A 23,316-nucleotide genomic window follows, 5' to 3' on the forward strand; every position below is an offset into this window, starting at 1 on the left:
CGCGGACCGCGGCGGCGGGGGCCCCTTTCCGAACGATGGGCGCCGTAACCCAACACCCCCGACTTCTTCCCGTCGGCGTCTGTGCGCCCGCCGTGCGGTGCGGGGCCCCCGGCACCGCACGGTCCTCGCGGCCCACCACCCCCGCTGTCGTCCCACGAAGGTCCTCATGTTGCGCGCCGCTCCCGAGCAGGCCCCGCCGTCCCGTGCCCCGCGTCCGTCCCGTCCGGAGCCGAAAGGAGGCACACGGCACCGGACGCCGAGCGGTTTCTTCGAACCCGGCCAGCTCGTCCGCTCCTTCCCCGACGCGCTGCGCAAACTGCATCCGCGGGACCTGGTCAGGAACCCGGTCCTGTTCGTGGTCTCGGTGGGAGCCGCCCTGACCACCCTGTCCGCACTGCTGCACCCGGCCGTCTTCACCTGGGTGATCAGCTTCTGGCTGTGGCTGACCGTGGTCTTCGCCAACCTGGCCGAGGCGGTCGCCGAGGGCCGCGGCAAGGCCCAGGCCGCGTCCCTGCGCAAGGCCCGCACCGACACGGTGGCGCTGCGGCTCCTCGACTGGCGCTACGGCACGGACGCGGGTACCGCCCGCACCGAGGCGGTCGCCGCGGCCGAGCTGAAGCCGCTGGACTTCGTGGTCGTGACGGCGGGCGAGCTGATCCCGGCGGACGGCGATGTCGTGGACGGGGTCGCGGCCGTGGACGAGTCGGCGGTGACGGGCGAGTCGGCGCCGGTGATCCGTGAGTCGGGCGGTGACCGCAGCGGCGTCACGGGCGGTACGACCGTCCTGTCGGACCGGATCGTCGTCCGGGTCAGCGCGCGGCCCGGGCACAGCTTCCTGGACCGGATGATCGCCCTGGTCGAGGGCGCCTCCCGGCAGAAGACGCCGAACGAGATCGCCCTGAACATCCTCCTCGCCTCGCTCACGATCATCTTCCTGCTGGTCGTGGTCACCCTCCAGCCGATGGCCGAGTACGCGGACGCGGCCCAGTCGACGACCGTCCTGGTCGCCCTCCTCGTCACCCTCATCCCGACGACGATCGGGGCTCTGCTGTCCGCGATCGGCATCGCGGGCATGGACCGGCTGGTGCAGCGCAACGTCCTCGCCATGTCAGGGCGGGCGGTGGAGGCGGCCGGTGACGTGGGCACGCTCCTGCTGGACAAGACCGGCACCATCACCCTGGGCAACCGCGAGGCCGTCGCCTTCGTACCACTGCCCGGCGTGGACGAACGGCAGCTCGCGGACGCGGCCCAGCTGTCCTCGCTGGCCGACGAGACACCCGAGGGCCGCTCCGTCGTCGTCCTCGCGAAGAAGCTGCACGCACTGCGCGCTCCCGCCCGGGACGAGTTGGCGAACGGCCGCTGGGTCGCCTTCAGTGCCCAGACCCGGATGAGCGGCGTCGACCTGCGCTGGGACAACGGCGCGGTCTGCGCGATCCGCAAGGGCGCGGCCCAGCAGGTGATCGCCTGGGTGGAGATGTACGGCGGTCATGTCCCGCCCGAGGCAAGGACGTTCGCCGACACGGTGGCCGCGTCCGGCGGTACCCCGCTGCTGGTGGCGGTGCACGACTGGGACGGCCCGCGTGTGCTCGGCCTGATCCATCTCAAGGACGTCGTGAAGGACGGCATCCGGCAGCGCTTCGCCGAGCTGCGCCGGATGGGCATCCGCACGGTCATGATCACCGGCGACAACCCGGTCACCGCCCGCGCGATCGCCGAGGAGGCCGGCCTCGACGACTTCCTCGCCGAGGCCACGCCCGAGGACAAACTCGCGCTGATCCGGCGGGAGCAGGCGGGCGGCAAGCTGGTCGCGATGACCGGCGACGGCACCAACGACGCGCCCGCGCTGGCCCAGGCCGATGTGGGCGTGGCCATGAACACGGGTACGTCGGCCGCCAAGGAGGCCGGCAACATGGTCGACCTCGACTCCAACCCGACCAAACTCATCGAGATCGTCGAGATCGGCAAGCAGTTGCTGATCACGCGCGGTGCGCTGACCACGTTCTCCATCACCAACGACGTCGCGAAGTACTTCGCGATCATCCCGGCGATGTTCGCGGGCACGTACCCCGGCCTGAAGTCCCTCAACGTGATGGGCCTGCACAGCCCCACCTCCGCGATCACCTCGGCGATCATCTTCAACGCGCTGATCATCGTGGCGCTGATCCCGCTCGCCCTGCGGGGAGTCCGCTACACGCCCTCGTCGGCGCACGACCTGCTGCGCCGCAACCTGCTGGTGTACGGCCTCGGCGGGCTGGTACTGCCGTTCGCGGGCATCAAGCTGATCGACCTCGTGATCTCGGCGGTACCCGGCCTCGCCTGAGCCCCGCCCGTTCGGCCGAACGGCCCGTCAAAGACCCGTACGCGCACGTCAGAGGCGTGTCAGAGAACGGTACTGCGGCTTGTCCGGGGTCCCCGGAACCGCTTCCATGGAACCCGTGAACAGCGCCTGGCTCCTCTTCGACCGGCCGCCGAGTACCGCTCGGCCGTCCCGTCGGCTGCCGCGCTGCCCGGAAGCCCTCGCGTCCCGCTGACGCGGCTTCCGTGCCCCACGGGGCGCCGGCCCTCGCCCTCTCGCCAAGGGACCTGACCCGGTCCGGCGCCCCTCTTTCCTTCCTTACACCCCGCACGCCCGCCGCCACCCCCGCCGGGGACCGTGCCGCGTGCCCACACTCCCGGATGGGACCATGCCCGATTCCACCCTTTCATCCCGTACCGTCCTGGTCACCGGAGCCACCTCCGGTATCGGCCTGGAGACCGCCCGGCTGCTCGCCGAGCGGGGCGACACCGTGCTGCTGCACGGCCGCAGCGCCGAGGAGGCGCGCGCCGCCGCGGACCGGCTCGTCGCGACCGCCGGGATCGACGCCGACCGGCTGTGCACCTACGCCGCCGACTTCGCGCGTCTCGACGAGGTCGAGAGCCTCGCCCACAAGGTGGTCACCGAGCACCCGCACCTGGACGTCCTCGTCAACAACGCGGGCATCGCCGCGCCCGAGCGGCACACGGTGACCGCCGACGGCAACGAGATCGCCTTCCAGGTCAACTTCCTCGCCCACTACCTGCTCACCTGTCTGCTGGAGCCGGCCCTCACCAGCGACCCCGGCGGCCGGGTGGTCAACGTCTCCTCCGCCCTGCACCGCACGGCGTCCATCCAGTGGTCCGACCCGAACCGCGCCCGCCGCTACTCCCGGCTGGCCGCGTACGCCCAGTCGCAGCTGGCGCTCACGGTGTTCGCGGCCGACCCGCGCGTCACCGCCGTCTCCGTGCACCCGGGCGCCTGCGAGACCGCGCTGCTCCCGCTCTACGCGCACGAGGGCGCCTCGGCAGCCGAGGGCGCCGCACACGTGGTCCGGCTCTGCGACCCGGCCTTCGAGATCGTCAACGGCGCCTACTACGACCGGGACGCGCGCGTCGAACCGGCCCCGGCGGCGACGGAGGACCGCGCGGTCAGGCGGCTCAACCGGCTCGCCGACCTGCTGGTCGGCCGCACCGCTTGAACGCCCCATCACTGGAACGGAGCTGACAGACATGTCCAAGCGAACCCGCAAGAAGAAGGCCCGCCGTAAGAGGAAGGCCAACCACGGCTCGAAGGCCGGTCAGCGCTAGCGCCCTCCGGAAGTCCGACGGGGGGCAGGGCGACTCCCCTGCCCCCCCCCGTCGCCGTCCCTCGGGGCGCCGCCCCGTCACCCCGCAACGCCGGACGAACTGGAGTGAAGACCTCGTGATCGAGCTCGCCCTCTCGCACCTCGCCCTGACGACCCGTTGGCTGCCCACCGGGACCCCCGGCCCCGCCGCCGTCGGCGAGCACATCGCGGCCACCGGCGTCGGCCGGTGGTGGGCCGACCGCTCCGCGCATCCGCGCGCGATCGCCGCGTCGTGCGCCGGAAACGTCGTCCTGCGCGGGGCCGCGGACGCGGTGACACCCGAGGCCCTGGCACCGCTGGCCGGCACCCGGATCGACGCTCCCGCCAGCTTCCTGCCCGCACTCGGCGCCGCCTTCGAGCGGCTCACTCCCCAGGAGCGGATGATCTGGACCCTCCAGGCCGAGCCCCAGCGCCCGCCGGTCCCGAGGAACGTGACGATACGGCGCCTGGAGCCGGCCGACACGGACGCGGTGCTCGCCCTCGGCCCGGACGCCTCCTGGCTCTCCGCCAGCTGGGGCGGACCGCGGGGCCTGGCCGCCTCCGGGCACGCCTGGGCGGCGACGAGCACCGGCCGGGTCCTGTCGGTCGCCTGCACCTACTTCCGCGGCACCCGCTACGAGGACCTCGCCGTCTACACCGTCCCCGACCACCGGCGCCACCACCTCGCCCAGGCCTGCGTCGCGTCCCTCTGCGCCGACATCACCGCGCGCGGACACATCCCCACCTGGAACTGTCCGGCCCACGACCGCGCCGGCCGCCTGCTGGCCTGGACCGCGGGGTTCCGCCTGGTCCGCGAGTATGTGCAGTACGCGGTCGGCTGCCCGGTCGTACGCGAACGACTGAGCGCGTGAGATGGGGCACGGCAGGAGGTCGTACGCATAACGCTCGGTGTCCGGGCCCCGCACCCGCCCGCCACCCCCCGTACAGCCGAACGCCCCGTCGCGGCCTACCGGCACCCTCTTTTTGATGCTGCACCGCCGTCTGCCAGGCGATTCTTAACGCAAGCTTGACGCCCGGGGCCCGCTGATCCGTGGGCCCATGCGTCACTCTCTGCATACGCTGGTGCCGCCGTCCGCGTGATGGCCGGAATCGAACTGCACCGCACTCAGCGCGCCGGACACCAGGAGCCCGACCGATGGCCACGACCGAACACCCCCCTCCCAGTCGCCTGCGCGCCTGGATGCTGGAGGGGCTGTCCGACATGGGCAAGAGCGGCGGCCACACCGGGCCCCACGCGCAGCCGGAAGCCGCGCACAAGGGCCAGCGCTGGTGGCGGGTGATGTGCCTGACCGGTGTGGACTACTTCTCGACCCTCGGTTACCAGCCCGGCATCGCGGCCCTCGCGGCCGGCCTGCTGTCGCCGATCGCGACCATCGTGCTGGTCATCGTCACCCTGGCCGGCGCTCTGCCGGTCTACCGGCGCGTCGCCGCGGAGAGCCCGCACGGCGAGGGCTCCATCGCCATGCTGGAGCGGCTGCTCTCCTTCTGGCAGGGCAAGCTCTTCGTTCTCACCCTGCTGGGCTTCGCCGCCACCGACTTCCTCATCACCATCACCCTGTCGGCCGCCGACGCCTCCACCCACCTGGTCGAGAACCCGCATCTGACGGACGCCCTGCAGGGCAAGCAGATGATCATCACGTTGATCCTGGTGGCGCTGCTGGGCGCGGTCTTCCTCAAGGGCTTCCTGGAGGCCATCGGCGTCGCGGTCGCCCTGGTCGGCATCTACCTCGCGCTGAACGTCGTGGTCGTCATCGTCGGCGTCTACCACGTCATCACCGCAGAGCACGTCATCACCGACTGGACCAGCGCCCTGACCACGGAACACGGCAACGTCTTCGTCATGATCGGCGTGGCCCTGATCGTCTTCCCCAAGCTGGCGCTGGGCCTGTCCGGCTTCGAGACCGGCGTCGCGGTCATGCCGCACGTCCAGGGCGACCCGGGCGACACCGAGGAGCGGCCCACCGGCCGGATCCGGGACACCAGGAAGCTGCTCACCACGGCCGCCCTGATCATGAGCGTCTTCCTGATCGCCACCAGCTTCATCACCACGCTGCTGATCCCGGAGAACGAGTTCAAGAGCGGCGGTCAGGCCAACGGCCGTGCGCTGGCCTACCTGGCGCACGAGTACCTCGGCAACGCCTTCGGCACGGTGTACGACGTCTCGACCATCTGCATCCTGTGGTTCGCCGGCGCCTCCGCGATGGCCGGCCTGCTCAACCTGATGCCGCGCTATCTGCCCCGCTACGGCATGGCACCGCACTGGGCCCGCGCCGTGCGCCCGATGGTCATCGTCTTCACCCTGATCGCCTTCCTGGTCACCTGGATCTTCGACGCCGACGTCGACGCGCAGGGCGGCGCCTACGCCACCGGCGTCCTGGTGCTGATCAGCTCCGCGGCGATCGCGGTGACCATCGCCGCCCACAAGGCCCAGCAGCGCAACTGGACCATCGCCTTCGCGGTCATCTCGGCGGTGTTCCTCTACACGACGGTCGTGAACGTCATCGAGCGCCCGGACGGTGTGAAGATCGGTGCCTGCTTCATCGTCGGCATCATCCTGGTCTCGCTGCTGTCCCGGCTGGCCCGCGCCTTCGAGCTGCGCGTGACGAGTGTGACGCTCGACGACATGGCGGACCGGTTCATCAGGGACATGGCCAGCCGCAAGATGCGGTTCATCGCCAATGAGCCGGACGCCCGCGACAAGGCCGAGTACCGGGACAAGATCGAGCAGATCCGGGCCGACAACGACATGCCCGAGCAGGAGGACTTCGTCTTCGTCGAGGTCACGGTCACCGACCCCTCCGAGTTCGAGGCGGGCCTGACCGTACGCGGCGAGGTCCTCCACAACCGCTACCGCGTCCTGACCCTGGAGTCGGCCTCCATCTCCAACGCCCTGGCCGCACTGCTGCTGCACGTCCGTGACGAGACCGGCTCCATCCCGCACATCTACTTCGAGTGGACCGAGGGCAACCCGTTCGCCAACTTCCTGCGCTTCTTCCTCTTCGGCCAGGGCGAGGTCGCCCCGGTCACCCGGGAGGTACTGCGCGAGGCGGAACCGAACCGCTCCCGACGACCGCGCGTGCACACGGGCTGAGCGGCCACACCGAGGCGACCGGGTCGTAAGAATCCCGTCAATAACCGCTCGGTCCGCATAAGAACCCCGTCAGCCACCGGCCCCGAGCGCCCTGCGGCCCCTACCGTCGGCCTCATGGAGGACACAAGACGCGGAGGCCGGGCAGCCGGCGACCGCACCTGGCGCGGCAGCGCACGCCTGGCCGTCGGCTGTGCCCTCGGCTTCGGCGGCGTGACGTTCCTGGTGGACTGGGACGCCGGCACGCTCACCCCGGTCCGCACCCTGCTCTGGGCCACCCTGTCGGCGGCCATCCTCGTCATGCTGCTGCCGGCCCGGGTCACGGCGGGCCCCGGCTGGCTGGCCGTCCGCGGGCCCCTCCGCGGCCGTACCGTCCGTACCGACTCCCTCGTCTACGTCGGCCAGTACGGCGACGTCTCCGCCCATCTGGTGCTGCGCGACACCGCCGGCAACCGGCTGGAGCTCGACCCGAACGTCCTGCACGCGAATCCGCTGCTCTGGCACGAACTCGACACCGGCGTCCGCCGCTCCCTGGACCGCGGCACCCTGCGCCGGGGCACCGAGGTACTCGCACAGCTCGGCCACGAGATAGACGACACCAACGCGCGCGCGGTCCTCAAGGCGTCCGGCCTGAGCTGACCACCACCGGGCGCGGGCCGCTGTGCGACGCCGGCATCGGTCTCCAGGACGATCCGGGTGACGGCGAAACGAGGGTGCGGCGCCGTCGTGGCTTGTCGCGCAGTTCCCCTCGCCCCTCGGGGGGTGGCAAGCGTCCCGTCTGAAGGGGTGTGCGGAAACGCTCCGGCCGACCTGGTCCGCGGGCCCCGCCGACCGGCCCTATCGTGACCCCATGCAGTCCTACACGATCGGCCAGGCGGCGCGGCTGCTCGGCGTCAGCCCCGACACCGCCCGCCGCTGGGCCGACGCCGGCCGGGTGACCACCCATCGCGACGAGGGCGGCCGGCGGCTCATCGAGGGCAAGGACCTCGCCGCGTTCTCCGTCGAACTGGCCAGGGCGGGCACCGTCGAGGAGGACGCCCCCTACACCTCGGTCCGCAACGCCTTCCCCGGCATCGTCACCGCGATCAAGCTCGGCGACGTCGCCGCCCAGGTCGAGATCCAGGCCGGTCCGCACCGCCTGGTCTCGCTGCTGACCCGCGAGGCCGTCGAGGAACTGGGCCTGGAGGTGGGCATGGAGGCCACCGCCCGGGTGAAGTCGACGAACGTGCACATCGACCGCGTCTGACCCCGTCACCGGCGACCGCGTCCGAGAGCCTGACCGGCGACCCCTGACCGACGCCCTTCCCGGCACTCCCGGCCGACGCCCGTGCCGGCACCCCGCCGACGCGGTCACCGGCACATCAGCGCCGCCCACAGGTCCAGCCGGTCGCTCAGCCGGGACAGGTCGCGCCCCGTGAAGTGCTCCACCCGCTGCATCCGGTAGTGCACGGTGTTCACGTGCAGATGCAGCGCCTCGGCGGTCCGCGCCCAGGAGCCGTCGCAGGCCAGGAAGGTCTCCAGGGTGCTCAACAGCACGGCAGTGGCGGCGCGTTCGCCGCCGAGCGGGCCGAGGACGGTCCGGCTGTAGGCCGCGCGGACCTCGGCGGGCACGCCGGTGAGCAGCGTGGCGAGGCTGGTGAACGCGCCGGCGTCGACGAGGGCGGAGGCGTCCGGGGTGGTGCCGCGGGCGGAGGTGAACGCGTACCGTGCCTGCGCCAGCGCCCCGGCAAGGGCGCCGGGCCCGGTGGCCGCCGACCCGGTCCCGCCATGCAGCGGTACGCCGGGCTCGCAGCCGGCGACCAGCGCCCAGACGTCGGCCGGCACGTCTCCCGCGGTGGGCAGGACCGCGAAGGCGAGCCCCTCCGGCAGCCGCCCCACCGCCGCCCCGGGCGCCACATGCCCGGCGACCTCCGCCAGCGCCCCTTCGGCGAGCCCGGGCCGCCGCGCCCCGGTGTCGGCGACGAGCACACGGTAGGGCCCGTCGGCGGGCAGTCCGCACTCCCGGACGGCGGCCGGCAGAGCCCCCTCGGTCGCTCCCGGCGCGGTGAGCAGCGCGCCCAGTTCGTCGGCGGCCTGGTGCTCGGCGGCCCGGCGCCGGACCACGGCCTCCTGGCAACGCCCCAGCACGGCGGCCACCTCGTGCAGCATCCCGGCCGGCGCGCCGTCCGGGTCCGGCAGATACAACAGCCAGCGCTCGTAGGGCGAGACGCTGTCGGCGGCCACGGACACGGTCACGCCGCGCCCGTCCGCGACCAGCGCCGCCGCCTCCCGGGCCGGGACGGCCACCGCACCCGCCGTGGCCGTGACGGTCCGTCCGGACGGCGTGAACACATAGGCGGCGATCCCGTCCAGGTGCGCGAAGGCCGCCGCGAGGACGTCCCCGGGCCCGGCCTCCTGCGCGAGCAGCCGGCTCAGCCGTACCCGCGCGTTCTCCGGCAGCGCCTGCCGACGGCTCAGCTCTCCCCACCGGCGCAGGTACACGGTGTCCGTGATCGCCCGGAACATGATGTGCGCCGGTACCCCCGCGACCGGGACGCCGTGCCGCGCGCACGCCTCCACCAGTTCCTCGGGCACGCCCCCGTGGGTCTCCTCCCCCGCGAACAGTGCGGCGGCCCCGGCCTCCTTCAAGCCCGCGACGAAGCGTTCCGCCCTGCCCGGCGCCCACCACACCAGCCCGCTGAGCACCACCTCCCCCGGCCGCACGAAGCGCGCGGGATCCTCCAGATCCGTCACGGTCACTCCGGTGATCTCACGCGCCAGCAGCGCGTCCTGCGCCCACAGCGGGCGCAGCCCGAGGGAGACGTCCTTCAGGAGGTGTTCGACGTGCATGTGCTCAGACTCCTCGCGCCAACCTCGCATTCACCAGGTGAGTGCGAGTTACGGCATCGTAAATGCAAGTCTCCCAGGTGCGGAACGCCTCTTGGTGGATCATCCAGGACCGGCCCGGCCCGGCTGGTTTTTTCCGTGCCCCGCACCAGTCGTGCCGGGCGGGCGCGCGTTGCTTCACTGGCCGGCATGGACCTGAACACGGTGGTGGAGATCCGCGACGCCCGGGACCCGGCCCCCTGGCGCCCCGGCGACGCCTGGCTGGGCGGCGGGACGTACCTCTTCTCCGAACCCCAGCCGCACCTGCGCCGCCTGGTCGACCTGAGCCGCACCGGCTGGCAGCCCGTCGCCGTCACCCCGGACGGTTCCCTGGAGATCGCCGCCACCTGTACCGTCGCCCAGCTGTCGCGCTACGCGGCCACACTGACGGCGAGGGCCGCCCCCCTGTTCGAGCAGTGCTGCCGGGCCTTCCTGGCCTCCTTCAAGATCTGGAACATGGCCACGGTCGGCGGCAACCTCTGCAACGCCCTCCCGGCCGGCCCGATGATCTCCCTCACGGCCGCCCTCGACGGACAGTGCCTGCTGATCGCCCAGGACGGCGTACGACGGCAGGTCCCCGTCACCGCCTTCGTGACCGGCGCGGGCCGCAAGGACCTGTCCGACGGCGAGCTGCTGCGCTCGGTCACGCTGCCCGGCCGAGCCCTGGCCTGCCGTACGGCGTTCCGGCAGGCCTCCCTCTACGGCCTGGGCCGCTCCGGCGTCCTGGTGATCGGCACCCTCGACCCCGTCGACGGCTCCTTCACGCTCACGGTCACCGCGTCGACCGTGCGGCCGGTGCGGCTGTGGTTCCCGCTCCTGCCGACGGCCGGGGCCCTGCGGACGGCGATCGGGTCCGCCGTCGCCGACGGCGACTGGTTCGACGACATCCACGGCCTGCCCGAGTGGCGGCGGCACATGACGTTCCGGCTGGCGGAGGAGATCCGCCGCGAGCTGCGTGACCAGGGGGAACGATGAGGATCGAGGTCAACGGACGGGCCCACGACGCGGAGCCACGCCCCGGCCAGTGTCTGCGCACCTATCTGCGCGAGCGCGGCTGGTTCGGGGTGAAGAAGGGCTGCGACGCCGGCGACTGCGGCGCCTGCACCGTCCACGTCGACGGCGAGCCCGTGCACAGCTGCCTCTATCCGGCCTTCCGCGCCGACGGCCGCACGGTCACCACCGTCGAGGGCCTGGCCTCCCCCGAGGGCGAACTCCACGCCGTACAGCAGAAGTTCCTGGACGCCCAGGGCTTCCAGTGCGGTTTCTGCACCGCGGGCTTCCTGATGACGACCGCCGCCCTGTCCGACGACCAACTCACCGACCTCCCCCGGGCGTTCAAGGGCAACCTGTGCCGCTGCACCGGATACCGCGCGATCGAGGACGCCGTCCGCGGGGTCAGGCACGTCGAGGAGCCCTCTCCCGGTGAGTCCGTCGGACGCAACCTGCCCGCCCCGGCCGGACCGCAGGTGGTCACCGGCACCGCCCGCTACACCTTCGACATCGAGGTGCCGGGCCTGCTGCACATGAAGCTGCTGCGTTCCCCGCACGCCCACGCCAGGATCACGGCGATCGACACCACGGCCGCGCTGCGCGTACCGGGCGTCCACGCGGTCCTCACCCACCACGACGCCCCGGAGCGGCACTACTCCACCGCCCGTCACGAGCACCCTGAGGAGGACCCGGACGACACCCGCCTCCTCGATGACACGGTCCGCTACATCGGCCAGCGGGTCGCGGCGGTCGTGGCGGACAGCGAGGCCGCGGCGGAGGAGGGCTGCCGCCGCGTCGAGGTGACGTACGACGTCCTGCCCGCCGTCCTCGACCCGGAGGAGGCGATGCGGCCGGGTGCTCCCGTGGTCCACGACAAGGACCCGTCCGCCGCCCGTATCGCCCGTCCGCGGGCGAACGTCGTCGGCGAGGCACACGGCGAGATCGGGGACGTCGAGGCCGGGTTCGCCGCGGCCGACGTCGTCCACGAGGACACCTTCCGCACCCAGCGGGTCCAGCACGCCAGCCTGGAGACGCACGGCGCCGTCGCCTGGATCGACGAGGACGGCCGGCTCACCGTCCGCACCAGCTCGCAGACCCCGTTCCTCACCCGCCGCGCCCTGTGCACGCTCTTCGACCTGCCGCCGGAGCAGGTCAGGGTGGTCGCGGGCCGGGTCGGCGGCGGCTTCGGCGGCAAGCAGGAGATGCTCGTCGAGGACATCGTGGCGCTGGCCGTCCTGCGGCTGCGCCGCCCGGTGAAGCTGGAGTACACGCGGGCCGAGCAGTTCTACGGCGCGACCACCCGGCACCCCTTCACCGTCCACGTGAAGGCGGGCGCCGGCCGCGACGGCCTGCTCACCGCACTCCAGTTGCGGGTGGTCTCCAACACCGGCGCGTACGGCAACCACGGCCCGGCGGTGATGTTCCACAGCGTCGGCGAGTCCACCGCGATGTACCGGGCCCCGCACAAGAAGGTCGACGCCTACTCCGTCTACACCCACACCGTCCCCGCGGGCGCCTTCCGCGGCTACGGCCTCGGCCAGGTCCTGTTCGCCGTCGAGTCCGCCCTCGACGAGCTGGCCCGCCGACTCGGCCTGGACCCCGTCGACTTCAAGGCGCGCAACATCATCGGCCCGGGCGACGCGATGCTCACCCCCGGCGGCCACGAGGAGGACCTGCACATCGCGAGCTACGGCCTCGACCAGTGCGTGTCCATCGTGCGCCGGGCGAAGGCGGAGCCCTTGCCGCACGAGGCCCCGGACGGCTGGCTGGTCGGCGAGGGCACGGCCCTTGCCATGATCGCGACGGGCCCGCCGGGCGGCCACATCGCCGACGCCAAGGCCGCCGTACTCCCCGACGGCAGCTTCGATCTGGCCGTCGGCACCGCCGAGTTCGGCAACGGCACCACCACCGTGCACCGACAGATCGCGGCCGGCGAACTCGCCACCACCGTCGACCGGATCACGATCCGCCAGTCCGACACGGATGTCGTACGGCACGACACGGGCGCGTTCGCCTCCACCGGCACCGTGGTCGCGGGCAAGGCCACCCTGCGGGCCGCCCGCGCCCTGGCCGACCTGCTCCTGGACTTCGCCGCGGCCCACCTGCGCGTCCCGCGCGCCGACTGCCGGCTCGCCCAGGAGGCCGTCCTGCACCCGGGCGGCCGGCTCCCGCTCAAGGAGCTGTACGTCGCCGCCCGCGCCGTCGGCGTCGAGCTCACCGCGGACGGCCACTTCGGCGGCACCCCGCGCTCGGTCGCCTTCAACGCGCAGTGGTTCCGGGTGGCCGTCGACCCCGGCACGGGCGAGATCCGCATCCTGCGCAGCGTGCACGCGGCCGACGCCGGCAAGGTGATGAACCCGATGCAGTGCAGGGGCCAGGTGGAGGGCGGGGTCGCACAGGCGCTCGGCGCGACGCTCTTCGAGAACGTACGGCTGGACGCGCGCGGCGCGGTCGAGACGGCGGCCTTCCGCCGCTACCGGCTCCCGCAGTACGCGGACATCCCGCGCACCGAGGTGCACTTCATGGAGACCGCCGACGCCATCGGCCCGCTGGGCGCCAAGTCGATGAGCGAGAGCCCGTTCAACCCGGTCGCCCCGGCGCTGGCCAACGCGCTGCGGGACGCGACCGGGGTGCGGTTCACGGAGTTGCCGCTGACGCGCGACCGGGTGTGGCGGGCACTGGACGCCGGCCGCCGTACGCCCCGTCCACCCGGATCGCCGTGATGCCGCTGATGTGCCGGGCCCCGCAGCGGTCCTGCGGCAGGACGAGTTGCGGGCCCGCCAGATCCAGCGGGGTGCCGTCGATGCCGACGGCGAGCAGGACGGGCGCGTTTGCGAAATCCGGGTCGATCTCCGCCCAGGAGAGCAGTGCGTGATGCCCGTCGGCGCCGGTGACCGCGATGAGGAAGCGCAGGCGGTCCTTGCGCCGGGCGGGGTCGAAACCGGGGCCCGCGTCGCTGAGGACGTCGTACAGCAGGGGGCCGGTGAATCCGTGGCGCTGGACGCCGCTGGTGGCGCACTCGAAGCTGACCCGCGCCTGGTGCTGGGGCCAGCGCAGGAGGTCGGACACGGTGAGCCGGGCCGGTCGTGCCAGGTCCCCGGTGAGGTCGAGTTCGGCGAGCGTCATGTGCGGCCACCTCCTGGATGACGGTACCCGCGGTGCACCTCCGTACAAACGCACATGCCAGGTTCTGGCCACAAGTGTGCAGCTCATGCGATGTGACAGAAGACTTATGCCTGGCAAGTGCGGCAGTATCATCGCATGGCGGCCGACAGACTGGTCGCGACAGGGCGCGACAGCTTTTTCATCTGGATTCAGAGGAGTTCACTCGTGATGACCCGTTCCGCGCGCCGGACCCGGCGGACCCTTCAGGTGGCCGGTGCCTCGGTGGCGGCCCTGCTGGCCCTGAGCGCCTGCTCCTCCTCGGACGACGACTCGTCCGCGAAGACGAAGTCGGACACCTCGTCGTCGGCGTCGCCCAAGCTGTCGGGCTCGATCACCGTGTTCGCGGCGGCCTCCCTCAAGGAGAGCTTCACGACGCTGAAGACGGACTTCGAGAAGGCCCACCCGGGGACGACGGTCAACTTCAGCTTCGGCGGCAGTGACACCCTCGCCGCGCAGATCACCAGCGGGGCCCCCGCCGACGTCTTCGCCGCGGCCAGCCCCAAGACGATGGCGATCGTGACGGACAAGAAGGACACCGCCACCACGCCGGCCACCTTCGTCCGCAACCAGCTGGAGATCGCCACCCTGCCGGGCAACCCCGACAAGGTCGCCTCGCTGAAGGACCTGACCAAGTCCTCGCTGAAGGTGGTCCTCTGCGACAAGACGGTGCCGTGCGGCGCCGCCGCGCAGAAGGCCCTGGACGCCAGCAAGCTCAAGCTGACCCCGGTCTCCTACGAGGAGGACGTGAAGTCCGCCCTCAACAAGGTGGTCCTCAAGGAGGCCGACGCCGCGGTCGTCTACAAGACCGATGTGAAGGCCGCGGGTGACAAGGTGGAGGGCGTGGAGTTCCCCGAGTCCGCCGACGCCATCAACGACTACCCGATCGCCCTGCTGAAGGACGCCCCGAACCCGACGCTGGCCAAGGCGTTCATCGCGCTGGTGCAGTCCGCCGAGGGCCAGCAGGTCCTGAACCAGGCCGGATTCCTCAAGCCGTGACGAAGATCGACGAGCCGGGCGCCGGGGCCGTCGCCGTCACGGGCGGCCCACGGCGCCGGCGCGTCCGGTCGGCTGTGCCGCTACCGCTCCTCCTCCCCGGAGCGGTAGCCCTGGTCTTCCTCCTCCTGCCCCTGGTCGCCCTGCTCGTGCGCGCCCCCTGGGGCAGCCTCCCGTCGCTGCTGACCAGCACGGAGGTGTGGCAGGCCCTCCAGCTCTCGCTGCTCAGCGCGACCGCGGCGACAGCGGTGAGCCTGGTGCTCGGCGTCCCGCTGGCCTGGCTGCTGGCCCGCACGGAGTTCCCCGGCCGGGGCCTGGTGCGAGCGCTGGTGACACTCCCCCTGGTCCTCCCGCCGGTGGTCGGCGGTGTGGCCCTGCTCCTCGCCCTGGGCCGCAACGGGGTCGTCGGGCAGTGGCTGGACTCCTGGTTCGGGATCACGCTCCCGTTCACGACGACCGCGGTGGTGATCGCCGAGTCCTTCGTGGCCATGCCCTTCCTGGTGATCAGCGTCGAGGGCACGCTGCGGGCCGCCGACCCGCGCTACGAGGAGGCGGCGACGACCCTGGGCGCGTCCCGCTTCACGGCGTTCCGCAGGGTCACGCTCCCGCTCATCGCCCCTGGCATCGCGGCCGGCTCTGTCCTGGCCTGGGCCCGCGCGCTCGGCGAGTTCGGCGCGACGATCACGTTCGCCGGCAACTTCCCGGGCCGCACCCAGACCATGCCGCTCGCCGTCTACCTGGCCCTCCAGAACGACCCCGACGCGGCGATCGCCCTCAGCCTGGTCCTGCTGACCGTCTCGATCGCGGTACTGGCGGGGCTCCGCGACCGCTGGATGACCGCCTCATGACCCACCACGACCCCGCGCGGCGACCCCACACACCACCCGCGGCCGCCACCCCCGCCCAGCCACCCACGACCGCCGACCCCGCGCAGCCGCCCACGACCGCCGGCCCCGCGCAGCCGCCCACGACCGTCGACCCCGGACAGCGGCGCCACACATCACCCGCGGCCGCCGACGGCGCACAGCCCCCGCAGGGGCCACCCGCACCTGACACTGATACCCGCACGGGTGGTGCGGGTGGGAAACACAACCCGGCCGGAGGCCGGGCAGCCCCCACGCACCCGCACCCGCACCCGCACCCGCACCCGCACCGCACCGACGGCCTCGACGCCCGCCTCGTCGTCACCCGCCCCGCCTTCCACCTCGACATCACCCTCACCGCCGCCCCCGGCGAGGTCGTCGCCCTCCTCGGCCCCAACGGCGCCGGCAAGACCACCGCCCTCCGGGCCCTGGCCGGCCTCACTCCTCTCACCGCCGGCCATCTCCGCCTGGACGGCACGGAGTTGGACCGTACGCCCCCCGAATCCCGCCCGGTGGGCGTCGTCTTCCAGGACTACCTCCTCTTCCCGCACCTGACGGCCCTCGACAACGTCGCCTTCGGCCCCCGCTGCCACGGCGCGACAAAGTCCGAGGCCCGCGCCCAGGCGGCCGCCTGGCTGGACCGCATGGGCCTCGCGGACCACACCGGCGCCAAACCCCGCCGTCTCTCCGGCGGCCAGGCCCAGCGCGTGGCGCTGGCCCGCGCCCTGGCCATCCACCCCCGCCTGCTGCTCCTGGACGAGCCCCTCGCCGCCCTCGACGCCCGCACCCGCCTGGACGTACGTTCCCAACTCCGCCGCCACCTGGCCGAGTTCGAGGCCGTCGCCGTACTGGTCACGCACGACCCACTGGACGCCATGGTGCTGGCCGACCGCCTGATCGTCATCGAGCAGGGCCGGATCGTCCAGCAGGGCACCCCCGCCGACATCGCCCGCCACCCGCGCACCGACTACATCGCCCACCTGGTCGGTCTGAACCTCTACCGCGGGCAGGCCGAGACCGAGGCCGGGGGCCACCTGGTCAGACTGGACAGCGGCCCCGCCATCGCCACCACGGAGGACCTCACCGGTGACGTGTTCGTCGCGTTCCCGCCGAGCGCCGTCACCCTCTTCCGGGACCGCCCCACCGGCACCAGCGCCCGCAACCTGTGGCGCTGCGAGGTCGCCGGCCTGGAGATCCACGGCGACCGGATCCGCGCCGACCTGACCGGCGAACTCCCCCTCGCCGCCGACCTCACCACGGTCGCCGCCGCCGAACTGGACCTGCACCCGGGCGCCCCGGTCTGGGCCACGGTGAAGGCGACAGGGACACACGCGTACCCGGCGTAGCACCACACGCGAGAGGCCCCGCCGAAGCGGGGCCTCTGCCACCTCCGTGCTACCGCGGATCAGTGCTCGTACGCGTCCAGCGGCGGGCAGGAGCACACCAGGTTCCGGTCTCCGAAGGCCTGGTCGATCCGGCGCACCGGCGGCCAGTACTTGTCGGCGGCGGACACCCCGGCCGGGAAGACGGCCTCCGCACGCGAGTAGGCGTGCGCCCACTCCCCGCCGAGCGCGGCGGCCGTGTGCGGGGCACCCCGCAGCGGGTTGTCCTCGGCCGGCCACTCCCCCGCCCCGACCTTGTCGATCTCCGCCCGAATGGCGATCATCGCCTCGCAGAACCGGTCCAGCTCACCGAGGTCCTCGGACTCGGTGGGCTCGATCATCAGCGTGCCGGCCACCGGGAAGGACATCGTCGGCGCGTGGAACCCGTAGTCGATGAGCCGCTTGGCGACATCGTCGACGCTCACGCCGGTCGCCTTGGTCAGCGGGCGCAGATCGATGATGCACTCGTGCGCGACCAGCCCGCCGGGTCCGGTGTAGAGCACGGGGTAGTGCGGCTCCAGCCGCTTGGCGATGTAGTTGGCGCTGAGCACGGCCACCTGGGTGGCGCGCTTCAGTCCCTCGCCGCCCATCAGCCGGACGTACGCCCACGAGATCGGCAGGATCCCCGCGGAGCCCCACGGCGCGGCCGAGATCGGCCCGACACCGGTCGCCGGCCCGGCGGCCGGCTGGAGCGGGTGGTTCGGCAGGTACGGCGCCAGGTGGGCCCGTACGGCCACCGGACCGACACCCGGACCGCCGCCGCCGTGCGGGATGCAGAAGGTCTTGTGCAGGTTGAGGTGCGAGACGTCGCCGCCGAAGTGCCCGGGCTTGGCGACCCCGACGAGGGCGTTGAGGTTGGCGCCGTCGACGTACACCTGGCCGCCGGCCTCGTGGACCTGACCGCAGATGTCCGCGACGTGCTCCTCGAACACGCCGTGCGTGGACGGGTAGGTGATCATCAGCACGGCGAGCTGGTCGCGGTGCTGCTCGATCTTCGCCCGCAGGTCCTCGACGTCGACCTCGCCGTCCTCGGCGGTCTTCACGACGACGACCTTCATCCCGGCCATGACGGCGCTGGCGGCGTTGGTGCCGTGTGCGGAGGACGGGATCAGGCACACCGTGCGCTGCTCGTCGCCGTTGGCGCGGTGGTACGCCCGTACGGCGAGCAGACCGGCCAGCTCGCCCTGCGACCCGGCGTTGGGCTGGAGCGACACCTTGTCGTAGCCCGTGACCTCGGCGAGCCGCTCCTCCAGCTCACGGATGAGCGTCAGATAGCCCTGTGCCTGCTCGGCGGGCGCGAAGGGGTGCAGCTGGCCGAACTCGGGCCAGGTGACCGGCTCCATCTCGGTGGTCGCGTTGAGCTTCATGGTGCAGGAGCCCAGCGGGATCATGCCCCGGTCCAGGGCGTAGTCCCGGTCGGCGAGCCGGCGCAGGTAGCGCAGCATCGCAGTCTCGGAGCGGTGCTCGTGGAAGACCGGGTGGCCCAGGTAGCCGTCCTCGCGCAGCAGCGCCTCGGGCAGCGTGTCCGCGGCGACCGCGTCCAGCGCCTCGACGTCGCCCTCGACCCCGAACGCCGTCCACACGGCACCCAGCTGGGCCCGCGTGGTGGTCTCGTCGCAGGCCATGGAGACGTGGTCGGCGTCCACGAGCCGCAGGTTGACGCCGCTCTGCCGGGCGGTGGCGACGATCTCGGCGGCCTTGCCGGGCACGCGCGCGGTGAGGGTGTCGAAGTAGGCGCCGTGCACGACCTCGACCCCGCCGGCCCTGAGCCCCGCGGCCAGGATCGTGGCGTAGCGGTGGGTCCGCAGGGCGATGGCCCGCAGCCCCTCGGGCCCGTGGTAGACGGCGTACATGCCGGCCATCACGGCGAGCAGCACCTGCGCGGTGCAGATGTTGCTGGTGGCCTTCTCCCGGCGGATGTGCTGTTCACGGGTCTGCAGCGCGAGCCGGTAGGCCTTGTGCCCGTCGGCGTCCACGGACACGCCCACGAGCCGGCCGGGCAGGCTGCGCGCGAACTTCTCCCGCACCGCCATGTAGCCCGCGTGCGGCCCGCCGAAGCCCATCGGGACGCCGAACCGCTGGGTCGTCCCGACGGCGATGTCGGCACCCAGCTCACCCGGCGAGGTCAGCAGCGTCAGCGCGAGCAGATCGGCGGCGACGGTGACCAGCGCGCCCAGCTCGTGCGCCTGCTCGACGAGCGGCTTGATGTCGCGTACGGCACCGGAGGCGCCGGGGTACTGGACGAGCACGCCGTTGATCTCACGGGCGGCGAGGTCCGCCGGAATCCCGTCACTCAGGTCCGCGACGACGATCTCGACCCCGGTCGGTTCGGCCCGGGTCTCGATGACGGCGATGGTCTGCGGCAGGGCGTCCGCGTCGATGACGAAGACACCCTTCTTGTTCTTGCCCATGCGCAGCGACAGGGCCACGGCCTCGGCGGCGGCCGTGCCCTCGTCGAGCAGCGAGGCACCGGAGGTGGGCAGTCCGGTGAGGTCGGCGACCATGGTCTGGAAGTTCAGCAGGGCTTCCAGCCGCCCCTGGGAGATCTCCGGCTGATACGGCGTGTAGGCCGTGTACCAGGCGGGGTTCTCCATCACGTTGCGCAGGATGACGGGCGGCGTGAAGGTGCCGTAGTAGCCCAACCCGATCATCGAGTCGAGCACCTGGTTCCGGTCGGCCAGCGATCGCAGCTCGGCCAGCACCTCGGCCTCGGTGCGCGCGCCCGGCAGTTCCAGGGTGTCGGCGTTCTTGATGACGTCCGGCACGGCGGCGGCGGTCAGCTCGTCGAGCGAGCCGTATCCGACCTGGGCGAGCATCTTGGCCCGGGCCTCGTGGTCGGGCCCGATATGGCGCTGCTCGAAGGGGATTCCCTGTTCGAGCTCGGAGAGCGGAACACGCTGGGCGGTCATTGCGGAGGCCTCCTGGTCTGACGCGACCTTCGAGGGGTACCCCGGCACGGGCACCCCGACGGCCTCCCCCTCTGTCATCTCAACCTGAGAGCTTCGCCGGACGCCCAGGGGATCCGGCTTTCACCGTCGGTGAGAGCGGACGCCGTCGCGACGCCCGCCCTGCTTTCCAGAGTGACCTCGTCCGTGCGGTACGTGAGCCTGAGAGATTCCGGGGAGGATTTGCTCCTTCGGCGCCTCCGGTGTGTCCGGAGGACTCTCCCGCACGGGGTCAGCAGCCGCTTGCCAGCCTACCAGCGAGGGCGACGCACGGGCCTTCGAGTGGCCGCCTCCTTCAATGTGCTCTTTTGTAGTGCTTACGGATGAGTTGCGACCAAGTGGAGGGCCCGTGCTGACCGACATCGATCCGCGCAACCTGATCGGCCGCAAGGCGTTCGACCGCAACGGGACGAAGATCGGCACGATCGACGAGGTCTACCTCGACGACGCGACCGGCGTGCCGGAGTGGGCGGCCATACGCACCGGCCTGTTCTCGCGGGACGCCTTCGTGCCCCTGGAGCCCAGCGAGCTGGTCGAGGGCACCCTCAAGGTTCCCTTCGAGCGCGCCCTGATCAAGGACGCCCCCGACTTCGGAGTGGGCCGCCACCTGTCCCCCGAGCAGGAACTGCAGCTCTACCACCACTACGGCCTGGACACGACGGCCCCACCCCCCGACCACCCGGACCACCACTTCGGCAAACTGGCGGGAACGGATGACGCGGGCGCGTAAGGGAACGGATGACGCGGGCGCGTAAGGCCGCCGACGCCGGGTTCGCCCACGGTTCGGCTGCGGGCCGGTGGGGGTTCCTCGCGAAGTTCCCCGTGCCCCTTACGGGGCACTGCACTCGCGTCGACTACGTAGAGAGCTACGTAGCTGCGGCAATCGTGCCTCCCAGTGCTTAAGGGCCTGGGAGGTGCCTCCAGGCGGCACGGGTGGGCGCTGGGGGTACCCCCTCTGGGGGAGGCACCCCGCAAGCGCCGGCGAGCGAAACCTCCCACCCAGCCCTACCCCGGGTCACGCACCCACCCCGTCCGCCGGCACCCCCGGTACCAGCGGCAACGGATCCACCGGCTCCAGCTCAGGGTCGTCCACCCGGAACGTCCGTACCCGCCCCGGCTCCACCGCCCCCGGCGTCTCGAACCGCACCGTCACCCTCCCCAGCCCACTTCCCTGCACCCATCCGTGTCCGTACTCGGTGTGCCGGACGTCACGCCCCGCGGGCCACCGCCGCTCGGCGGCCACCACCTCCTGCTCGGCGACCGGCTCCCCAACCTCCTCCTCCGCCGCGAACTCCGCCGCCCCTTCCCCGGCCGCCGCCTGCGCGAACAGATCCTCCTGGGTGTAGTCGGCGAGCCCCGACACGCCCACGCCCAGCAACCGGACACCCCCCGTCGTGTCCACCGAGTCCAGCAACCGCGCGGCCGCCTCCCGCACCACCGCCGGGTCGTCGGTCGGCCCCCTGAGCGTCTCCGACCGGGTGAGCGTCGAGAAGTCGTACCGCCGGACCTTCAGCACGATGGTCCGCCCCGACAGCCCGGCCCCCCGCAGCCTGCGCACACACCGGTCGGCCAGCCGCCGCACCTCCATCCCCACCCGCATCCGGTCATGGATGTCCACGTCGTAGGTGTCCTCGACGGAGACCGACTTGGCCTCGCGCTCGGCGACCACGGGCCGTTCGTCGTGCGCCAGCGCCATCGCGTACAGCGCGTGCCCGTGGGCCTTGCCCAGCAGCCTCACCAGCTCGTCCTCCCCCGCCTCGGCGATCTCGTCGACCGTGGTGATCCCGGCCCGCCGCAGATGGTCCCCCGTCGCCGGCCCCACGCCCGGCAGGGTCCGCACCGTCATCGGCCCGAGCATCGCCCGCTCCGTGCCCGGCTCGATCAGCACCAGCCCGTCCGGCTTGGCCTGCTCGGAGGCGATCTTCGCGAGCATCTTGGAGGCTGCGAGGCCGACCGACCCGGCGAGCCCCGTGACGGCTCGTATGTCCGCGCGCAGTTTCTCCCCCACCAAGCGTGCCGAACCCGCGTCCCAGGCCACCTCACCCGCCTCCAGGTCCACGAACGCCTCGTCCAGGCTGAGCGGCTCCACCAGCGGCGACAGCTCGTGCAGCAGCGCCATCACCTGCTCGCTGATCGACCGGTACAGCCCGAAGCGCGGCACCAGATACGCGGCGTTCGGCGCCAGCCTGCGCGCCTGTGCCATCGGCAGCGCGGAGTGCACCCCGAACGCCCGGGCCTCGTACGACGCGGTCGCCACCACACCGCGCGGTCCGAGCCCGCCCACGACCACGGCCTTCCCGCGCAGACTCGGCTTGGACGCCTGCTCCACCGAGGCGTAGAAGGCATCCATGTCGAGATGCAGGATCGTGGGCGCGTTTCTCACATCTCCGATGCTGCACCACGCCACTGACAATGCCCCGGCACGGAACCGTGCCGGGGCATCACAAAGGGCTCAGGAGATTCAGCTCAGGAGATTCAGGGGGCGGGGGGTGCGGGCCGGGGCGTCAGACCGCCCGGTTGCGACGCCGGGCCAGTTCGTCGGCGGGGTTGGGCCCGATCAGGGTCTCGCCGGTGTCGACCCGCTCGCCGTGCAGCTGGGAGAGCGCGCTTTCCACGTCCCGCCAGACCACGCCGACCGCGATCCCGAAGATGCCCTGGCCGCCCTGGAGCAGGGCGTGGACCTCGTCGGGCGAGGTGCACTCGTAGACCGTGGCGCCGTCGCTCATGAGGGTCATGCGCTCCAGGTCGCGGAAACCGCGCTCCCTCAGGTGCTGGACGGCGGTGCGGATGTTCTGGAGGGACACCCCGGTGTCCAGGAACCGCTTGACGATCTTCAGGACGACGACGTCCCGGAAGCTGTACAGGCGCTGGGTGCCCGACCCGTAGGCCGGCCGCACGCTGGGCTCGACCAGGCCGGTGCGGGCCCAGTAGTCGAGTTGCCGGTAGGTGATGCCGGCCGCCGCACAGGCCGTGGGCCCCCGGTAGCCGATCTCCTCGGTCGTCATGGACGCCGCCCCTCCGCCGCTCGGCACTGCCGTCGGCCGCTGCGGAGCGTGACCGGCAGTGCTGCCGTGAGGCCGGTACGGACCGCTCTCCCCGAGACCGCGTCCCGGGGCACCCCCAGCCGTACCGTCGCCGCTGCTTCTCACGCCGACCTCCGTCCTTGACCTGCCCTCTCGACGGTAGGCAGTCACCAGGGGTGCGTCAACGATCGCCACACTCGGCACGCCGAGTGATAATCACCCTAGGAGTGGTTTCCCGTGCCCCACCGCGGGGAAAGGCTAGCCGAATGCTCTGGCGGGAAGACGTAGGACGCTCTCAATGGCCGCTGGCAATTGCCCATGATTTTCGAGCCCGACCGGTCGTGAACCGGCCCGTCACCGG

At 72.2% G+C, this 23,316-nt stretch carries 17 protein-coding genes and 1 riboswitch; of the genes, 12 read left to right on the forward strand and 5 right to left on the reverse strand.

Annotation, left to right across the window (positions count from 1 at the left end; genetic code table 11):
• Positions 1-166 precede the first annotated feature (166 nt).
• The 6 genes from kdpB to ACZ5K7_RS47285 all read left to right on the forward strand — a co-directional run bounded on the left by kdpB (position 167) and on the right by ACZ5K7_RS47285 (position 7,975).
• Positions 167-2,320, forward strand: coding sequence for a potassium-transporting ATPase subunit KdpB (gene kdpB, locus ACZ5K7_RS47260; RefSeq protein WP_468924677.1), 2,154 nt, complete (start codon positions 167-169; stop codon positions 2,318-2,320).
• Between the two features lie 364 nt (positions 2,321-2,684).
• Positions 2,685-3,494, forward strand: coding sequence for an SDR family NAD(P)-dependent oxidoreductase (locus ACZ5K7_RS47265; RefSeq protein WP_468924679.1), 810 nt, complete (start codon positions 2,685-2,687; stop codon positions 3,492-3,494).
• Between the two features lie 224 nt (positions 3,495-3,718).
• Positions 3,719-4,492: a GNAT family N-acetyltransferase gene (locus ACZ5K7_RS47270; RefSeq protein ID WP_468924681.1), complete on the forward strand. Its 774-nt coding sequence runs from the start codon at positions 3,719-3,721 to the stop codon at positions 4,490-4,492.
• A gap of 284 nt (positions 4,493-4,776) precedes the next feature.
• Positions 4,777-6,732, forward strand: coding sequence for an APC family permease (locus ACZ5K7_RS47275; RefSeq protein WP_468924683.1), 1,956 nt, complete (start codon positions 4,777-4,779; stop codon positions 6,730-6,732).
• 114 nt (positions 6,733-6,846) lie between these two features.
• Positions 6,847-7,368, forward strand: coding sequence for a hypothetical protein (locus tag ACZ5K7_RS47280; RefSeq protein WP_351712420.1), 522 nt, complete (start codon positions 6,847-6,849; stop codon positions 7,366-7,368).
• Between the two features lie 211 nt (positions 7,369-7,579).
• Positions 7,580-7,975 (forward strand): TOBE domain-containing protein, encoded by a 396-nt coding sequence (locus ACZ5K7_RS47285; protein WP_468924685.1) that lies wholly within the window; start codon positions 7,580-7,582, stop codon positions 7,973-7,975.
• A 104-nt stretch (positions 7,976-8,079) separates the two neighbouring features.
• On the opposite strand, the gene ACZ5K7_RS47290 is transcribed toward ACZ5K7_RS47285, so the two are convergent.
• Positions 8,080-9,558, reverse strand: a complete 1,479-nt coding sequence (locus ACZ5K7_RS47290) for a PucR family transcriptional regulator (RefSeq protein ID WP_468924687.1) — start codon at positions 9,556-9,558, stop codon at positions 8,080-8,082.
• Positions 9,559-9,744: 186 nt separating this feature from the next.
• Between ACZ5K7_RS47290 and ACZ5K7_RS47295 the strand changes: the two genes are divergently transcribed.
• Together ACZ5K7_RS47295 and ACZ5K7_RS47300 are read left to right on the forward strand one after the other, a co-directional pair.
• Positions 9,745-10,569 carry an FAD binding domain-containing protein gene (locus ACZ5K7_RS47295; RefSeq protein ID WP_468924689.1) on the forward strand — a complete coding sequence of 275 codons (825 nt, stop codon included), beginning with the start codon at positions 9,745-9,747 and terminating at the stop codon, positions 10,567-10,569.
• Positions 10,566-13,307, forward strand: a complete 2,742-nt coding sequence (locus ACZ5K7_RS47300; RefSeq protein WP_468924691.1) for a molybdopterin-dependent oxidoreductase — start codon at positions 10,566-10,568, stop codon at positions 13,305-13,307. The genes ACZ5K7_RS47295 and ACZ5K7_RS47300 overlap by 4 nt, the downstream gene beginning before the upstream one ends.
• Here the strand turns inward: ACZ5K7_RS47300 and ACZ5K7_RS47305 are convergent.
• Positions 13,222-13,710 (reverse strand): molybdopterin-dependent oxidoreductase, encoded by a 489-nt coding sequence (locus tag ACZ5K7_RS47305; RefSeq protein WP_468924693.1) that lies wholly within the window; start codon positions 13,708-13,710, stop codon positions 13,222-13,224. The two genes, ACZ5K7_RS47300 and ACZ5K7_RS47305, sit on opposite strands and share 86 nt — an antisense overlap.
• A 207-nt stretch (positions 13,711-13,917) precedes the next feature.
• On the opposite strand from ACZ5K7_RS47305, the gene modA reads away from it, so the two are divergent.
• From modA to ACZ5K7_RS47320, 3 genes are read left to right on the forward strand one after another with little or no spacing between them, the layout of a single operon-like run.
• On the forward strand, positions 13,918-14,745 hold the full coding sequence (modA, locus tag ACZ5K7_RS47310) for a molybdate ABC transporter substrate-binding protein (protein ID WP_351712432.1): 828 nt from the start codon (positions 13,918-13,920) through the stop codon (positions 14,743-14,745).
• Positions 14,742-15,590: a molybdate ABC transporter permease subunit gene (gene modB / locus ACZ5K7_RS47315; RefSeq protein ID WP_351712433.1), complete on the forward strand. Its 849-nt coding sequence runs from the start codon at positions 14,742-14,744 to the stop codon at positions 15,588-15,590. The genes modA and modB overlap by 4 nt, the downstream gene beginning before the upstream one ends.
• Positions 15,587-16,951 carry an ABC transporter ATP-binding protein gene (locus tag ACZ5K7_RS47320; protein ID WP_468924696.1) on the forward strand — a complete coding sequence of 455 codons (1,365 nt, stop codon included), beginning with the start codon at positions 15,587-15,589 and terminating at the stop codon, positions 16,949-16,951. The genes modB and ACZ5K7_RS47320 overlap by 4 nt, the downstream gene beginning before the upstream one ends.
• 59 nt (positions 16,952-17,010) lie before the next feature.
• Here ACZ5K7_RS47320 and gcvP read toward each other — a convergent pair whose 3' ends face one another.
• A complete protein-coding gene (gcvP, locus tag ACZ5K7_RS47325; protein ID WP_468924698.1) occupies positions 17,011-19,896 on the reverse strand; it encodes an aminomethyl-transferring glycine dehydrogenase in 2,886 nt (961 codons plus the stop codon).
• 176 nt (positions 19,897-20,072) lie between these two features.
• Positions 20,073-20,167, reverse strand: a riboswitch (glycine riboswitch).
• Between the two features lie 114 nt (positions 20,168-20,281).
• On the opposite strand from gcvP, the gene ACZ5K7_RS47330 reads away from it, so the two are divergent.
• Positions 20,282-20,662 carry a PRC-barrel domain-containing protein gene (locus ACZ5K7_RS47330; RefSeq protein ID WP_351712439.1) on the forward strand — a complete coding sequence of 127 codons (381 nt, stop codon included), beginning with the start codon at positions 20,282-20,284 and terminating at the stop codon, positions 20,660-20,662.
• Between the two features lie 285 nt (positions 20,663-20,947).
• On the opposite strand, the gene ACZ5K7_RS47335 is transcribed toward ACZ5K7_RS47330, so the two are convergent.
• On the reverse strand, positions 20,948-22,315 hold the full coding sequence (locus ACZ5K7_RS47335; RefSeq protein ID WP_468924700.1) for a DNA polymerase IV: 1,368 nt from the start codon (positions 22,313-22,315) through the stop codon (positions 20,948-20,950).
• A gap of 121 nt (positions 22,316-22,436) precedes the next feature.
• Complete coding sequence (locus tag ACZ5K7_RS47340; protein ID WP_351712443.1) at positions 22,437-23,081, reverse strand: MerR family transcriptional regulator; 645 nt, start codon at positions 23,079-23,081, stop codon at positions 22,437-22,439.
• Positions 23,082-23,316 lie beyond the last annotated feature (235 nt).

The organism is Streptomyces sp. NPDC031497, from assembly GCF_055580905.1.

Bases quoted from the DNA above. Each gene is read 5' to 3' on its own strand.
- kdpB (WP_468924677.1), top strand. From the start codon at position 167: ATGTTGCGCGCCGCTCCCGAGCAGGCCCCGCCGTCCCGTGCCCCGCGT.
- ACZ5K7_RS47265 (WP_468924679.1), top strand. From the start codon at position 2,685: ATGCCCGATTCCACCCTTTCATCCCGTACCGTCCTGGTCACCGGAGCC.
- ACZ5K7_RS47275 (WP_468924683.1), top strand. From the start codon at position 4,777: ATGGCCACGACCGAACACCCCCCTCCCAGTCGCCTGCGCGCCTGGATG.
- ACZ5K7_RS47280 (WP_351712420.1), top strand. From the start codon at position 6,847: ATGGAGGACACAAGACGCGGAGGCCGGGCAGCCGGCGACCGCACCTGG.
- ACZ5K7_RS47285 (WP_468924685.1), top strand. From the start codon at position 7,580: ATGCAGTCCTACACGATCGGCCAGGCGGCGCGGCTGCTCGGCGTCAGC.
- ACZ5K7_RS47290 (WP_468924687.1), bottom strand. From the start codon at position 9,558: ATGCACGTCGAACACCTCCTGAAGGACGTCTCCCTCGGGCTGCGCCCG.
- ACZ5K7_RS47295 (WP_468924689.1), top strand. From the start codon at position 9,745: ATGGACCTGAACACGGTGGTGGAGATCCGCGACGCCCGGGACCCGGCC.
- ACZ5K7_RS47300 (WP_468924691.1), top strand. From the start codon at position 10,566: ATGAGGATCGAGGTCAACGGACGGGCCCACGACGCGGAGCCACGCCCC.
- ACZ5K7_RS47305 (WP_468924693.1), bottom strand. From the start codon at position 13,710: ATGACGCTCGCCGAACTCGACCTCACCGGGGACCTGGCACGACCGGCC.
- modA (WP_351712432.1), top strand. From the start codon at position 13,918: ATGACCCGTTCCGCGCGCCGGACCCGGCGGACCCTTCAGGTGGCCGGT.
- ACZ5K7_RS47320 (WP_468924696.1), top strand. From the start codon at position 15,587: ATGACCCACCACGACCCCGCGCGGCGACCCCACACACCACCCGCGGCC.
- gcvP (WP_468924698.1), bottom strand. From the start codon at position 19,896: ATGACCGCCCAGCGTGTTCCGCTCTCCGAGCTCGAACAGGGAATCCCC.